The organism is Coriobacteriaceae bacterium (assembly GCA_025992705.1).
In the GTDB taxonomy this organism is placed as follows: Bacteria; Actinomycetota; Coriobacteriia; order Coriobacteriales; family QAMH01; genus QAMH01.
Genome location: DAJPGJ010000001.1, coordinates 221650 through 236033 on the forward strand (window position 1 = coordinate 221650; position 14384 = coordinate 236033).

Here is a 14384-nt window from a genome sequence, read left to right on the forward strand (position 1 = left end):
ATTTTATGAGTGAGCCACGATGCAAAATCTTGCGCAAACATTGCAAACGAAGGCATTTTCCAGCGGAATTACTCTAAGATAGTCGGGCGTCAGCCCACCCGACCGGACGTGGGCGACGACCGACCAACAAGGAGAAACGCCCATGGGATGCAGGATCGTCGGACATGGAAAGGCACTGCCGGAGCTTGTCGTGAGCAATGACGACCTGGCAAGCATTGTCGACACGAGCGACGAGTGGATCGTCGAGCGCACTGGCATTCATAACCGGCGCATCGCGGTTGACGAGTCCACCACCGATCTTGGAGTCCAGGCTGCACAAGCCGCCCTCGAAAACGCAGGGGTCGCGGCCGGAGATATCGATCTCATCGTGTGCATGACCATCTCCGGGGACGTCATCGTGCCGTCCCAAGCGGCGCTCATCAAGGCGCAACTGGGCGCCAGCAAAGCCATAGCGTTTGACCTCAACGCCGCCTGCAGCGGCTGCATCTACGGCATCGACGTCGCCTCCACCATGATCGAGGCATCGGTTGCCAGTGCGGGCGGAAGCGGCATCGGGCACAAGCGCAACGCCATGCGCCGCGCGCTGGTCATAGGTGCGGAGCGGCTTTCGCGCATCACCGACTGGACCGATCGCGCCACCTGCGTGCTCTTTGGCGATGGTGCCGGCGCCGTGGTGCTCGAGTGGGATGAGAGCGCGCCGGGCATTCTGGCGAGCTTCCTGAAGAACACCGACGATGACACCCTGTGCCTGACCGTCGACGCGAACCACGACATGAGCACCTTCCCGTTTGGGGAGAACGTCGGCAATGTGGGCGTGGGCGAAATCATGAACATCGAGACCGACGAAGGCGGCTTTGCCGAGCACGCCGCGTTCATCCGCATGCACGGCCAACGCGTCTTCAAGTTCGCCACCGCCGCCATCGTGGAGGCCGCACGCGAGGTGTGCGAACGCGCGGGCGTCTCGATGGACGAGGTGAGCTGCATCGTGCCGCATCAGGCAAACGACCGCATCATCCGCTTTGCCGCCAAGAAGCTGGGCGTTCCCTACGAGCGCTGGCAGGTCTCCATCGCCGAGGCGGGCAACACGAGTGCGTCGAGCGTGCTCATGGCGCTTTCCGATGCCTACGACGAGGGCCGCATCAAGCCGGGCGACAAGGTGATGTGCGTGGGCTTTGGCGGCGGACTCACGAGCGGCGCGCTGCTGTTCGAGGCGTAAGGACACAGGGCGGAAAATCGGTAATGGGAATCGCGGATTTTCGGTAATGGAAAATTCGGATTTTCGGTAATGAATTGCGCGGATTTTCGGTAATGCCTATAATATTTCCCGATAGAAGGGAATATTATGAATGCTCTTGAATCATCGTTTTCTCCCCTTCGCCCAGAAGGTTACGTGCCGCGCATCGTTGACGCACGCGTCGAGCGATATCTTTCGATTTTTGGAGCTGTCGAAATCGCCGGCACAAAATGGTGCGGCAAAACGTGGACGGCTTGCGCACACGGCGCATCCATCACCTATATCGACCGAGATAACAACCTTCAACTCGCTCAAGCCGATCCCCACATCGTGCTTGAAGGCGCGCGTCCGCACATCGTCGATGAGTGGCAGAAGGCTCCGGGGATATGGAATGCAGTGCGTCACGAAATCGACCTCGTGCGCGGTCTTCGCGGAGGATGGATACTTACCGGTTCATCAACTCCGCCAAAGGACGGCAATCGTCACAGCGGAGCTGGGCGCATTGGGCGCATACGCATGCTCCCAATGTCCCTGAGCGAGTCTTCAGATTCGACAAAGAGCGTTTCGCTCGCCGGTCTATTCCGGGGGGAGTTTGCCGCAGCCGCCGTACCCCATGATACTCGTGCGCTTGTTGAGTTATGCTGCAGGGGCGGCTGGCCAGAAACATTTGATGACAACTACACAATCGCCCAGCACGTGGCCCGCGAGTACCTGCAATCCATCTATGAACAAAGTGCGCCGGCGCATAGCAAGAACTCGCAGGTCACCGAACGCCTCGTACAGTCAATCGCCCGCAATCTTGGGCAGACTCCCACGCTCAGCACGACACTCCAGGACATGAATGGGTTTGCAGTAGAGGTAAAGTCCGAGAAAACGCTCTCCGAGTATCTCGAGTTCCTAAGGAGCATCTTCCTCATTCAGGAAATCCCTGGATGGGTGCCAACGTCGCGCTCGCCAAAACGGTTGCGTACCAAACCCAAGCGGTACTTTGCCGACCCCTCGCTTCCGATTGCCGCGCTTGGCCTGTCCCCCGAAGGGCTATTCAATGACTGGCAGACCTTTGGCCTCGTCTTTGAAAACCTATGCATTCGCGACCTGATTGTTTACGCATCCGCACTGGAGCTCTCTCCCAGACACCCCGTCAAGTACTATCGCGATGACAGTGGTCTCGAAGTAGATGCAATCATTGAACTCACGGATGGTTCATGGGCAGCTTTCGAGTTCAAGGTTTCCGAGGATAAGGTTGATGAGGGCATTGCAGGCTTGAAGCGACTTCGCAAGAAACTTGGGGCAGATAAGGGCGCTCGAAACAAGCCGCCTTCCTTCATGGCCGTCATCACCGGCAACGGAGAGTTTGTGCGTGAGGCAGAAGAAGGAATCTACGTCATTCCAATTCGCGCACTGACGGCGTAGGGCAACAACTACGGTACATCATGCGGTGATTACGCCTATGTATCACAAATGTGATACGTTTAGGTGCGATACAGCGGCATTGCCTAAAGCAACCGAAGGACTCATCATGCAGCGGTCTATGAACGTCGATATATCGACAAACGAGCTTGAGTATGTGCCTGTCGATTTTGATGACCCGCAGACACTCCTCGAACATGCAAAGAAACTTGAGGGTCATACGTTCCGCGAGGTATTGGAACTTGGAATCACTCCCGATGGACGCACTCTAGAAAAGGCCGATTATAACGACATCTCTTTCAAAGGAGGTATGGGTACACTCATCGAGGAGCGATACTTCGGCTACCGTGCCAATAGCGACGCGCATGCCGACTTTGACGATGCTGGTGCAGAGTTGAAAACTACCTGCTATGACGTTAAGAACGATGGCAGCGTCCGGGCCGGCGAGCGTCTTGTCCTTGGCATGATTGCCTTTGATGAAAGCATTGAGCGCCCCTTTGACGAATCACACATGTGGGAAAAGGGCGGAAATATCCTGCTCATCTATTACAAGCGCGATAAGACAATCGATAAATACGACCAAAGAATTGAATACGTCACACTTTTCACTCCTCCTGATGAAGACCTCGCAATCATCCGCGAGGATTACGGCACCATTCAAAAGTACGTAACGGAAGGAAGAGCAGATGAGCTATCGGAATCGATGACTCACTACTTGGGGGCATGCACAAAGGGCGCGACCGCCGAAAAAAGCATGCGCGACCAGTCCGTATATGCACCGGGCAAGAAAGCAAAGGGGCGGGCCTGGTGCTATAAGAACAGTTACATGAATGTCGTTCTCAACGACTACATCATCGGCCAACGGGGTAACGAGTCCATCATCAAGGATTCGGAACAACTATCCAAGTGCTCCTTTGAACAGCATGTCATTTCGCTCATCGAGCCTTTTATTGGAATGACTGACAAGGAGATTTGCGACAGACTCGGCCTCGCCTATACCGGCAACAAGGCCCAATGGACCACGATTGTCTATCACATGCTCGGACTGCATGACAATCGAGCAGACGAGTTCGAGAAGGCAAACATCAACGTAAGAACCGTTCGCATCGAGCAACATGGCAGGATCAAAGAGAGCCTATCCTTGGACACGTTCTCGTTTATCGACATTTTGGACGAGGAGTGGAATGATGCCCCGCTTCATGAATATTTTGAAGAGACGCGGTTTCTATTCGTCGCGTTCCAAAAGGAAGAAGATGAGCTGCGTCTTAAAGGGGCGACATTTTGGAATATGCCTCGAGCTGATATAGATGGTCCCCTTCGTGCTTGTTGGGAAACAACAAAAGACGTGATAGCTACTGGCGTCACAATTACAAAAGTCCCGCGGGGCGACGGCTATCGTTTTGAAAATAACCTCCCAAAGAAAAGCGACAACCCCGTGGCGCACGTCAGGCCACACACTTCCAAAGCGGCGTATAGATTAGAAAATGGCCTGACGATTGGAAACATTAATCGCGATGCTGATGAGCTGCCAGACGGACGCGCTATGACAAAGCAGAGCTTTTGGCTGAACAACGACTACATCTACGAGATTGTTCGAGACATCTAGCGAAATCGATCTTGACACCGTTCAGCGGATCTGGGATCCTAATACACAGCTTGTTGCACCAATAAATTAAATCTGTAGTCAATGGCTTTCAGAATGCGAAGGAGCACCCTATGGCCAACGACACAATCGAAGTAGCGGAGCTATTCGCCGGAGTCGGCGGATTTCGTCTGGGTCTTGACGGATACCATGACCCAAACCATCCCAAATTTGATATGGAGGCTGCTGGCCCATTCAAAACCGTTTGGGCCAACCAGTGGGAGCCACCCGGAACAGAAGCCAAGCAGTTTGCATGGCGCTGCTATGAAGATCGCTTCGGCAAGGGTAGCTGCGTCAACGAAGACATCAACAAGGTACTCGACGAATACGAAGCGGGCGAGCGTGACATTCCCGATTTTGACATGCTGGTCGGCGGATTCCCTTGCCAGGACTACTCCGTCGCCAAGCCCCTCAATATGGCCCGTGGCATCGAAGGCAAGAAGGGTGTCCTATGGTGGGATATCTACCGTATGATTCACCTAAAGCAGCCGAAGTATTTGCTTCTTGAGAACGTAGACCGCCTCCTCAAAAGTCCAGTGAAGCAACGCGGACGTGACTTTGCGATTATCCTGAGCTGTTTGGCTGAAGAGGGCTACTCGGTCGAATGGCGTGTCATCAACGCAGCAGAATACGGCATGCCACAGAAACGCCGACGCGTATACATATACGGTGAACTCACAGAAAACGAATGGGACCTTGAAGGTCGCATCAAGCAAGACGGCATCATGGCAAAGGCCTTTCCCATCACTGAGAAAATCACCGCTATCACCTCCGTTGATGTCACTGCGGATCCTTACGAGATATCCCAGCACTTCGGCGTTGGTAAAAAGCTCTCGCCATTCCAGAATGCCGGAGCAATGCAAAAAGGGCAGATCATGACATGCAAGGTCGAGGCTGTCTTTGATGGCGAGGCAACCACGCTTGCTAGCATTGTCGTTCCCGATTCTGAAGTGCCTCCTGAGTTCTTCATCTCAGAAGAAGACCTTCCTAAGTGGGAGTATATGCGCGAGGCAAAAAAGGAACCTCGCACCACGGCCGCGGGATTTACGTACATGTACACTGAGGGCGCGATGGCGTGGCCAGACCCACTTGATAGACCGGCTCGAACCATTCTCACAGGCGAAGGCGGAAAAGGCGCTAGTCGTACCAAACATGCCGTTATGGGAGATAGCGGACGAATTCGTCGTCTTGTTCCCGATGAGCTCGACATGGTTCAGATGTTTCCTAAGGGCTGGACAGATACCGGCATGACCGATGGCCAGCGTGCGTTCTGCATGGGTAATGCGCTCGTAGTAGAGATACCACATAGGATAGGGAAAGAGATAGCGAATAGGTTCTCTTTGGAGTCTTGAGTCAATATGGGGCAGCCCCTACACAACTCCCGCGGACCTAATTGCCGCGATCACCTCGACATCCGAAGGCAGCCAATCAACCGAATCCAACTCGTCTCTCCCCAGCCAGCGCGCGTCGCTGTGCTCGAGCAGCTTCATGCCGCTGGCGAGCGTGCAGACAAAGCACTGCATCGTCATCGCGAACTCGGGGTAGTCGTAGTCGATCGTGATGAGCTTTGGCCCCACCTCGATATCGGCGTCGAGCTCTTCGTGAATCTCGCGCACGAGCGCCGCCTCGGGAGCCTCGCCCGGCTCGATCTTCCCGCCGGGAAACTCCCAGCTGCCCTTGTAATTTCCGTACCCGCGCTGCGTCGCCAGAATCTTGCCGTCATGCACGATGATTGCGGCTACCACCTTGATGTGTTTCATGAAAAGGTCCTAACCAAACCGGAGCATAGGATCACTGCGCTGGTCTTCAATGGCAAGCACAATGACCGCTCTCTTGGCCTCATCAATCAAATAGTAGATGCCATATATGTCTGCATACGCAACTCGCGCGTCGTCGGGAAGATTTGCCGCTTCGTACTGTGGATCATAAACCCTTCCAACACCGGGAAAGGCCTCTAGAATATCGAGCATCATATCGACCCGGGAAAAGCGTGGAGAACGAGATACCCGCCTGTAGTCTTCTTCGGCCTCTCGCGTCATGAGAACTTCATAGAAGACAGATTCTTCGGCATCATCTTCCGCATTCATGCAAGGCCCATTTCTTCGCGAATCTGCTTCAATGGCTTTACCCTGCCCGCCTTCACGTCTTCATAGGCCGCCTCGAGGCGTTGATTCAAAGCACGCTCGTACGCCGAGACTTCCTTGCGAAGCTGCTCGTGGGCCTCGTAATAATGCGCGTCCATGACAACGAGATCGGCTTTGCCGTTGCGGGTGATGTAGACGGGCCCGGGATTGTTTTGGCAGAGCTCGTAAATCTCGCCGATGTTCCTCTGAAGATCCGATGCAGTTCTCACGATAGGCATAATGTGCCTCCTTATCCGTTAGGCACATTCTAACATGATATTCAGAATATTTTCTGAATACGCAAATCTTAGTTAATCGCAGCATATTGTTTGCATTACTGTAATGCAAATATTACAATGCAAGTGGCGAAAGGGGCAGTCATGGCATCTACGCTGAACATACGCATCGATAGCGCCCTCAAGGAGCGTGGCGACAAGGTCCTCAAGGAGAACGGCATCAGCGTCACCGAAGCAATCCGCGCACTCTGGGAAACACTCGCGAAAACGCACGAGCTGCCAGAGTTTCTTCAGAACCAAGATCCCAAGAAGGAAGAAGTCATGCGAAAGAAGCTCGATGCCATCGAGCTGCTGGGGGCTCTGCCGGCTACCAGATTCTCGAACACGAGCGATGACGAACTGCGCGATATGCAATACGAGGAGAAGCTTAGGGAGTACGAAGCTCTGGCATGAAAGTCCTCGTAGACACCAATGTCTGGCTCGATCTCATCCTCCACAGAGCCCCGTTCGAAGAAGACTCCAAAGGTTGCTTGATGGCATGCGTGGAGGAATCCGTCGGTTTATGCGTTGCGGCAACCTCGCTCAAGGACGTTTTCTATATCACGTCCAAATGTCTCGATACTGACAGGGCGTACGAGGCTGTTCGCCTGGTTCTCGAAATCTCAAACGCGGCGAGTGTCGATGACCTTGTGTGCAGAAACGCCCTCGAGCTGGAAAAGCCAGACTACGAGGACGGCATCATCGCTGCCGCGGCTGTCGCAGACAAGGTCGACGCCATCGTCAGCAGGGATGTCGATGCGTTCTCGACATTGCCCGCATCACGCTTCACCCCGACTGAGCTCCTCGAGCATCTTGGTTACGAGAGGTGGAGCATCTAAACCCGTGGGCGAATGCGATAGCTCACGCCAAGCTCGTCGCATAGCTCCTGGCACGCACGCTCCTGCTCATGCGTTATGGTACCTCCCACCGTGGTGAGCACCACCGTCGGAACATAGCTTGCCGCGCGCTGCGCGAACTCGAGCATCGCGGGGTGCGCGTCGCTCCCAAACTTGCTGCGCGTGAGCGCGAGATACTCGTCCGCATCGGGGCTGTTGAGGCTGACCGAAACGGTATCGACAATTCCCTCGAGCTCGGGCGTGATGTCGCGTCCATTGATAAGCGAACCTTGGCCGTTGGTGTTGATGCGCACCGGCAACGCCATGTTCTCCTTCACCCAGCGGGCGACCTCCCCGAGCACGTCAAATGTTTCCATGGGCTCTCCATACCCGCAGAAGACGAGCTCGGAGTAGCGTGAGAGGTCGAGTTGACGAAGTTGCTCGATGACCTCCCCGGCCGTGGGCTCACGTTCGAGCCAGAGAACGTCGTGGCCGTTGACGGTGTCGGATTCGTTGCGAATACAAAAGGTGCAGCTGCACGGGCAGCGATTGGTGAGGTTGACGTAGAGCGTGTCGCCGATCTCGTACAGTATGTTCATCGCCTTGGTCATGTGTGAGCTCCGGTCTGGTTCTATTAACGTGTTTTAGAGGATAGCCTTTCAAAGCCTTGGCGAAAACATGCGGTGAGACATTACGAAACTAGCGCTGCCTGGAATTACCGTTTGGGGCGCTTGCCGTGTGCCCCAAACGAGCGCTTTCGTCATATTCTGCCGAGGATTGCCGATTGGGGCACATTGGGTGTACCCCAAACGTAAATTTCCGCCACGCCCGTAGCAAAAATGTGCCCCAAACGTTCGTTTCTGCCAGCTCTTGCCAAAAACTACCGCTTGGGGCACATAGTGTGTTCCGACAGACAGCGTGCCTGCCGTATAGCTTCGTCCTTACAGATCGATGTACCAGACGCGCTCGATATCGAGAGCGGCCTCGAGATCGCGGCGCACGTTGGCAGGAACCGCTTGGTTGAGGTTAATGAGCACCTCGACCAGGGGATGCTCAGAGTCCTTGGCAATCTGCATGGACTCAACGTTGATGCCCGCATCGCCAAACACCGTGCCGATCTTGCCGATCTGGCCAGGCTGATCCTCGTACTCGAGCACGACGAAGTCCTTCATCGGCACGAAGTCGACGGGCAAGCCCATGAAGTTGATGATGCGCGGCATGTCCGAGGTCATATCGCGCGTGACGCTGATGGAATACACATCGTCACCGCACGACGCTTCGATCTCGATGTAGCTCGGATAGCTCTCAGAAAGCGGATCGGTAGCGGTCTCGACGACGATGCCGCGCTGCTCGGCGATGTAGCTGGCGTTGATGATGTTGACGGTGACTTCGCTGTTGAACGTCACGCCGCCCGCAAGCGCCGCCATTCCCAGAATCGTCGGGTCCGTGTCCGCTATCTTGCCACATGCCGTAACCTTCAGCTTCTCGATGCCGCCGCCAACGACCTGCGACAGAATCTCGCCACCGCGCTGGGCAACGGGGATGAAGTACTTGAGCTGCGCCATGACATCGGCCGGGATGCGCGCGGCGTTCACCGCCGTGGCAACCGTCTTGCCCTCGAGACCGGCGATGACGTACTCGGCGATCTGCGTTGCCGCGCGAATCTGGGCCTCTTTGGTGGATGCGCCCAGGTGCGGGGTGATGACGGCGTTCTCGAACTTGTGGATGGGCGAGTCGGAAACGGGCTCGTTCTCCCACACATCGATGCCGGCACCGGCAAGATGACCGTTCTCGAGCGCGTCGGCAAGCGCATCGAGGTCGACCAGGCCGCCGCGCGCGACATTGAGGACGATGGCGCCCTCGGGCATCTCGGCCAGCTGCTTGGCGCCGATCATGCCGGTGGTCTCGGGAGTCTTGGGCATGTGCAGGGTGATGAAGTCGGACTGCTTGCACACCTCGTCGATGTCATCGAGCAACGTGATGCCGTAGTGGGCGGCGCGCTCGGGCGGGCAGTACGGGTCATAGCCGATGAGCTTCATGCCAAAGGCGGCGGCGCGCTCGGCAACCAACAGGCCGACGTGACCGGTGCCAAAGATGCCGAGCGTCTTATCCTGGAGCTCCTTGCCCGTGAACTTGGAGCGGTCCCACTTGCCTTCCTTCATGGACGCGCTCGCAGCCGCTGTGTTGCGCGCGGTGGCGAGCATGAGTGCCATGGTCTGCTCGGCAGCGGACACGACGTTGGAAAGCGGCGCGTTGCACACGATGATGCCGCGCTCGGTGGCAGCCTCGCGGTCGATGTTGTCGACGCCGACGCCTGCGCGGCCGATGATCTTGAGCTTGTCACCGGCCTCGATGACCTCGCGGGTGACCGTCGTGGCAGAGCGCACGATAAGCGCGTCGTACTCGGGAATCATCTCGACGAGCTCTTCGGGCGTGGTGTCGGGCTTGAACGTGACTTCGTAGCCGGCATCCTCGAGCACGGCAATGCCGGCTTTGTTGAACTTCTCCGGAATCAATACCTTCATGATCATCCTCATTTCCCAGTTGCCATAACCAGTTGGCGCAGTAAATGCAGTTATTGTAGTGACCCCTCGTCTCGGGCGATAAGGGTTCCCCGCTTTGGTTCTATAAGTGGCACTAAAAGTGTATATTTACATCGATTTGGCGGTTTTATCTCATGAAACATAACTGGCTGCTCTTGATTTTGCCACCATATCGCCTATTTTAATCACATGACAAAGCATGCGTATATCATTCTTGCTCACGATAGCTCGCTCTCCTATTGGCGCAGCCCAACCGCAAAACGCGGACGAGGCCTAGATGCCGACGAGGCGCGTGACTTTATCGACCACGCGTGCGGGTGCGCTCACGTTCGGACGCTCGACAGCGCCCTTTCGTCAGGTATGCTCACGAGCATGCGCAAGCCGCTCGATCTGCTCACCGCCAATCGAAACGAGAGGCGCTCCACCAAGCGGGCGCGATTCCATTGCGTGCAAACTGCCTTGCCAGACGGAGCGCTTTTCCTAGCTGACGAAACAACCCTTCCCGACGGCACGAGACTGCATATCGCACTCAGCAGTCCCGAATTCTGCTTTCTGCAAATGGCGCGCTCGTTTGCATGGTTCGATTTGATCGCTCTTGGCTTTGAGCTCTGCGGGGACTACGCGCTCGCTCCCGATGCTCCGCGCGGATTTCTCCCCCGCAGTCCCATCAGCACGCCGGAGGGTTTTGCCGCCTTCGCCACAAATGCCCATAACTTCACAGGGGCCAGGGCGGCCCGCAGGGCGGCCCGACAAATCCTGCAAGGATCGCGCTCGCCCAGGGAAACGAAAATCTGCATGCTCGCGCATCTTCCCCGGCTCCAGGGAGGAATGGGGTGCAAGGTCCCTCTGCTCGGCCAGGAAATCGAGGCACCCGACCCCGCCGCGCGCATTCTTGGCGCGCGCACCTTCAAACCCGATCTCTATTGGCCCGAACATCGTGTGGTCGTTGAATACAGCAATCGCGCATGGCCATCGGCACAGGAGCGCCTGAATTACGATAAGCTCGTGCGCAATGCATACCGCATGCTCGGAATCACTGCTATCTCGCTAGGCAAAGACGACTTGCCCGACGATGCGGGGCTACGAAAGCGATTCGAGCTCGTCAATCGCAAATGCAAGCGGCGCTTGCAGACGCCAAACGATCGGCATTTGGCTCGTCAGCGCGAATTGCTCGACTGGATGGGCAGTTAGCCTTCCGTTCGACCGGCCACACCGCATTCGCTCTTTCGGGCCTCCCGTCCTAGCTGTCTTTTCGCACATGCGCTACTATCGCTTGCAGCAACAACACGCGAAAGGACACCCCATGGCCTCAACATACGATGTCATCGTCGACACGCCTAAATACCATCGTCAGGGAAAGGTGAAGCTCGAGCTTTCGGGCGACACCGCCCGCGCACATCTCGACATCACCGATGTGGGATCGCTCGACGCGGAGGGCACGCGCAACGGCAAGGACTTTGACGTCGCGGGCGTCGCGCACATCAATGGCGAGGATATCGAGTTCGCCGCCCATGGCGCAACCTGGGCCAACAGCATCGACGTCAAAGCACAGACGAGCATCGGCGAAGTCGTCATCTACGGCACGATGACCGGCTACTCCGCAGGTGACGTCGTAGGGTAACGATGCGGGCTTCGCGGGTCGCTGGGCCGACGTGCAATAAACGGAGCATTTTTTCGATAATGTGAGAGTAACCCGAACAGGGTGCAAGAAAATTTCGATTGTGTGATGATCGAAAGGCGACCGATCTCACATAATCGAAAAAAGCGTGCACGAGTTCGCCGCACGCCACACATAATCGAAAAAATTGCGTACGGGAAAAACTCTAGGTTCACATAATCGCAAAAAACGTGTAAAAGATGCCGATTGGAGCACATTTCCTGTGCACACAGCAGAAACACGCATTATACTTTGACGACATATCTGCAGGACAAACTCCACGCACAAACGAAAGGTCGATTATGTCAACTGATTTCATCGCTATTGGCGAGCGCATTCGAGGCATCCGCGAGGCCTGTGACGTAACGGCCGAGGACATGGCCGCCGATCTTGACGTCGACCTGGAAACCTACATCCAATGGGAGGAGACGGGTGCCGACGTACCCATCTCGGCCATCTATCACATGGCAAATCGCTTTGGCATCGAGTTCACGGAGATCCTGACGGGCAAGTCCGGGCACCTCGACACCTTCCACCTCATCAAAGCCGGTGAGGGCCGTGAGGTCGATCGCCTTCCGGGCTATCACTTCGAAGACCTGGCCTGGCGTTTTACGCAGAAGGACTTCCAGCCCCTGCTCGTCACACTTGACCCCCATGACGAGCCTGCGGAGCTCGTCGACCATCGGGGCCAGGAGTTCAACTACATCCTCGAGGGTTCCATCGTCTTTACCTTCGACGACCGTGAGATAGTCCTCGACGCAGGCGACTCCATCTTCTTCAACCCGGAGCACAGGCACGGACAGCGTTGCAACGGCGACGTACCCGCCAAGTTCCTCACCATCATTAGCGAATAAGACAGCGTGCCTGGCACACTGTCTCATATCCTAGAAAGAAAAGGTAAAAGTGGATTACATACTCAGCAAATATTGTCCCCGCATCGAATTCGACTCGTACGAGGACTTCTACGACAACTTCAAGATCGACGTGCCCGAGAACTTCAACTTCGCCTATGACGTCGTCGACGAGTGGGCACGCGTCGAGCCCGAGAAAAAGGCCCTCGTGTGGATTAACGATGCCGGCGAGGAGCGCGAGTTCACCTTCACCGACATCTCGCTGCTCTCAAACCGCGCTGCCAATGCCTTCAAGAAGCTCGGCATCCACAAGGGTGACGTCGTGATGATGATGCTGCGCCGCCGTTGGGAATACTGGGTGTGCGCCATGGCGCTGTGCAAGATCGGCGCGACCATCATCCCCGCAACCATCCAGCTCACCTCGAAGGACATCGCATACCGCGCGAACTCGGCAGACGTGAAAATGGTGATCTGCGTCGATGACGACTACGTGGTCGAGCAGGTGGAGGGTGCCCTTCCCAATTCGCCCAGCATCAAGGAGAAGGTGCTCGTCGCGGGCAAGCGCGACGGCTGGCTGTCTTTCGACGAGCTCGTCGAGAACGCGAGCGACCAGTGGGAGCGCCCCACGGGCGAAGATGCCACGCAAATCGACGATATCATGCTCATCTACTTCACGAGCGGCACCACGGGTAACGCCAAAGCCGTGGAGCACAGCTTCAAGCATCCGCTCGGGCACATCCTCACCGCCAAATACTGGCAGCAAGTACGCGAGAACCGCCTGCACATGTCCGTGACTGACAGCGGCTGGGCCAAGTTCGGCTGGGGCAAGATCTACGGCCAGTGGATTGCCGGTGCCGCGATCTTCGCCTACGACATGGACAAGTTCGTGCCCGCCAAGCTGCTGCAGGTCATGCAGGACTACGATCTCGCGACCTTCTGCGCGCCGCCCACCATGTACCGCTTCATGCTCCAGGAGGACGTCGCGGCCTATGACCTTTCGTCCATCGAGAACTTCGCGACCGCAGGCGAGCCGCTCAACGGCGAGGTGACCATCCAGTGGGAGAGGCTCACGGGCAAGAAGATCCGCGAGGGCTTTGGCCAGACCGAAGGCCCCGTGCTGCTGGCGACCTATCCGTGGATCGAACCGCGCCCCGGCTCCATGGGCAAACCCAGCCCGCTGCTCAACATCAAGCTACTCGATGATGACGGCTACGAAGTCGCCGACGGTAGCGAGGGCGCTATCTGCGTCACGGGCCTCAAGGAAGCCTATCCGCCGGGCCTGTTCGTCGGCTACTACAACGACCCCGAGCGTACGGCCGAAGCCGTGGGTGGCGAGTATTACAACCTCCACGACATGGCGTGGCGCGACACGGATGGCTATTGCTTCTTCGTTGGCCGCAACGACGACGTCATCAAGTGCTCGGGCTATCGCATCGGGCCCTTCGAGGTGGAGAGCGCGCTCGTGGCGCATCCGGCTGTCGTCGAGTGCGCGGTGACCGCCGCTCCCGACCCCGTGCGTGGCAAGGTCGTGAAGGCCTCCATCATCTTGGCCAAGGGCTACGAGCCGAGCGACGAGCTCACGAAGGAGCTGCAGGATCACGTCAAGCACACGACGGCGCCCTACAAGTATCCGCGTATCGTGGAGTACGTCGATGACCTGCCCAAGACCATCGGCGGCAAGATTAAGCGCAAGATGATCCGCAACGCCGACGGGGTTACAGACTAACTCGTCCGAGACTGGTCCTCACGCCTGGAAAACCGAATACATCCTTCTCAGAGAATAATAGAGCGAATCCACTGCTCAAGACCCCTC

Annotated in this window: 15 protein-coding genes; 10 read left to right on the forward strand and 5 right to left on the reverse strand. The window is 56.6% G+C overall.

All coding sequences use genetic code 11. The annotated features are described in order from the left end of the window. Positions 1-142 precede the first annotated feature (142 nt). From OIM11_00990 to dcm, 4 genes are all read left to right on the forward strand, one after another. Positions 143-1216: a ketoacyl-ACP synthase III gene (locus OIM11_00990; GenBank protein ID HJI99725.1), complete on the forward strand. Its 1074-nt coding sequence runs from the start codon at positions 143-145 to the stop codon at positions 1214-1216. Positions 1217-1342: 126 nt separating this feature from the next. Next, positions 1343-2647 (forward strand): DUF4143 domain-containing protein, encoded by a 1305-nt coding sequence (locus tag OIM11_00995; protein HJI99726.1) that lies wholly within the window; start codon positions 1343-1345, stop codon positions 2645-2647. Positions 2648-2765: 118 nt separating this feature from the next. Then, positions 2766-4250 carry a Sau3AI family type II restriction endonuclease gene (locus tag OIM11_01000; GenBank protein HJI99727.1) on the forward strand — a complete coding sequence of 495 codons (1485 nt, stop codon included), beginning with the start codon at positions 2766-2768 and terminating at the stop codon, positions 4248-4250. Between the two features lie 110 nt (positions 4251-4360). After that, positions 4361-5638 (forward strand): DNA (cytosine-5-)-methyltransferase, encoded by a 1278-nt coding sequence (gene dcm / locus OIM11_01005; GenBank protein HJI99728.1) that lies wholly within the window; start codon positions 4361-4363, stop codon positions 5636-5638. An 18-nt stretch (positions 5639-5656) separates the two neighbouring features. Here the strand turns inward: dcm and OIM11_01010 are convergent, their stop codons facing one another. The 3 genes from OIM11_01010 to OIM11_01020 are packed head-to-tail and all read right to left on the reverse strand — an operon-like array spanning position 5657 to position 6648. Next, entirely contained in the window at positions 5657-6046 is a 390-nt protein-coding gene (locus OIM11_01010) for a (deoxy)nucleoside triphosphate pyrophosphohydrolase (protein ID HJI99729.1), read from the reverse strand. Positions 6047-6055: 9 nt separating this feature from the next. After that, on the reverse strand, positions 6056-6373 hold the full coding sequence (locus OIM11_01015; protein ID HJI99730.1) for a hypothetical protein: 318 nt from the start codon (positions 6371-6373) through the stop codon (positions 6056-6058). Continuing rightward, entirely contained in the window at positions 6370-6648 is a 279-nt protein-coding gene (locus OIM11_01020) for a type II toxin-antitoxin system Phd/YefM family antitoxin (GenBank protein ID HJI99731.1), read from the reverse strand. Before OIM11_01020 ends, OIM11_01015 begins: the two co-directional genes overlap by 4 nt. Before the next feature lie 141 nt (positions 6649-6789). Here OIM11_01020 and OIM11_01025 point away from each other — a divergent pair, with 141 nt between their 5' ends. Further along, positions 6790-7098, forward strand: coding sequence for a type II toxin-antitoxin system RelB/DinJ family antitoxin (locus OIM11_01025; GenBank protein HJI99732.1), 309 nt, complete (start codon positions 6790-6792; stop codon positions 7096-7098). Next, a complete protein-coding gene (locus tag OIM11_01030) occupies positions 7095-7523 on the forward strand; it encodes a PIN domain-containing protein (GenBank protein HJI99733.1) in 429 nt (142 codons plus the stop codon). The genes OIM11_01025 and OIM11_01030 overlap by 4 nt, the downstream gene beginning before the upstream one ends. Here the strand turns inward: OIM11_01030 and OIM11_01035 are convergent. Together OIM11_01035 and serA are read right to left on the reverse strand one after the other, a co-directional pair. After that, positions 7520-8131 carry a TatD family nuclease-associated radical SAM protein gene (locus tag OIM11_01035; protein HJI99734.1) on the reverse strand — a complete coding sequence of 204 codons (612 nt, stop codon included), beginning with the start codon at positions 8129-8131 and terminating at the stop codon, positions 7520-7522. The two genes, OIM11_01030 and OIM11_01035, sit on opposite strands and share 4 nt — an antisense overlap. Positions 8132-8461: 330 nt before the next feature. Further along, positions 8462-10045 (reverse strand): phosphoglycerate dehydrogenase, encoded by a 1584-nt coding sequence (gene serA / locus OIM11_01040; GenBank protein HJI99735.1) that lies wholly within the window; start codon positions 10043-10045, stop codon positions 8462-8464. Between the two features lie 390 nt (positions 10046-10435). Between serA and OIM11_01045 the strand changes: the two genes are divergently transcribed. From OIM11_01045 to OIM11_01060, 4 genes are all read left to right on the forward strand, one after another. Continuing rightward, the gene (locus OIM11_01045) at positions 10436-11254 is read left to right on the forward strand and encodes a hypothetical protein (GenBank protein HJI99736.1); all 819 of its coding nucleotides are present in this window, start codon (positions 10436-10438) and stop codon (positions 11252-11254) included. Positions 11255-11366: 112 nt separating this feature from the next. Continuing rightward, complete coding sequence (locus tag OIM11_01050) at positions 11367-11684, forward strand: hypothetical protein (protein ID HJI99737.1); 318 nt, start codon at positions 11367-11369, stop codon at positions 11682-11684. A gap of 338 nt (positions 11685-12022) precedes the next feature. Continuing rightward, the gene (locus OIM11_01055; GenBank protein HJI99738.1) at positions 12023-12574 is read left to right on the forward strand and encodes a cupin domain-containing protein; all 552 of its coding nucleotides are present in this window, start codon (positions 12023-12025) and stop codon (positions 12572-12574) included. Between the two features lie 49 nt (positions 12575-12623). Then, complete coding sequence (locus tag OIM11_01060; GenBank protein ID HJI99739.1) at positions 12624-14297, forward strand: AMP-binding protein; 1674 nt, start codon at positions 12624-12626, stop codon at positions 14295-14297. Positions 14298-14384 lie beyond the last annotated feature (87 nt).

Bases quoted from the DNA above. Each gene is read 5' to 3' on its own strand.
- OIM11_01025 (HJI99732.1), top strand. From the start codon at position 6,790: ATGGCATCTACGCTGAACATACGCATCGATAGCGCCCTCAAGGAGCGT.
- OIM11_01055 (HJI99738.1), top strand. From the start codon at position 12,023: ATGTCAACTGATTTCATCGCTATTGGCGAGCGCATTCGAGGCATCCGC.
- OIM11_01015 (HJI99730.1), bottom strand. From the start codon at position 6,373: ATGAATGCGGAAGATGATGCCGAAGAATCTGTCTTCTATGAAGTTCTC.
- OIM11_01000 (HJI99727.1), top strand. From the start codon at position 2,766: ATGAACGTCGATATATCGACAAACGAGCTTGAGTATGTGCCTGTCGAT.
- serA (HJI99735.1), bottom strand. From the start codon at position 10,045: ATGAAGGTATTGATTCCGGAGAAGTTCAACAAAGCCGGCATTGCCGTG.
- OIM11_01045 (HJI99736.1), top strand. From the start codon at position 10,436: ATGCGCAAGCCGCTCGATCTGCTCACCGCCAATCGAAACGAGAGGCGC.
- dcm (HJI99728.1), top strand. From the start codon at position 4,361: ATGGCCAACGACACAATCGAAGTAGCGGAGCTATTCGCCGGAGTCGGC.
- OIM11_00995 (HJI99726.1), top strand. From the start codon at position 1,343: ATGAATGCTCTTGAATCATCGTTTTCTCCCCTTCGCCCAGAAGGTTAC.
- OIM11_01030 (HJI99733.1), top strand. From the start codon at position 7,095: ATGAAAGTCCTCGTAGACACCAATGTCTGGCTCGATCTCATCCTCCAC.
- OIM11_01020 (HJI99731.1), bottom strand. From the start codon at position 6,648: ATGCCTATCGTGAGAACTGCATCGGATCTTCAGAGGAACATCGGCGAG.
- OIM11_00990 (HJI99725.1), top strand. From the start codon at position 143: ATGGGATGCAGGATCGTCGGACATGGAAAGGCACTGCCGGAGCTTGTC.
- OIM11_01010 (HJI99729.1), bottom strand. From the start codon at position 6,046: ATGAAACACATCAAGGTGGTAGCCGCAATCATCGTGCATGACGGCAAG.
- OIM11_01035 (HJI99734.1), bottom strand. From the start codon at position 8,131: ATGACCAAGGCGATGAACATACTGTACGAGATCGGCGACACGCTCTAC.
- OIM11_01050 (HJI99737.1), top strand. From the start codon at position 11,367: ATGGCCTCAACATACGATGTCATCGTCGACACGCCTAAATACCATCGT.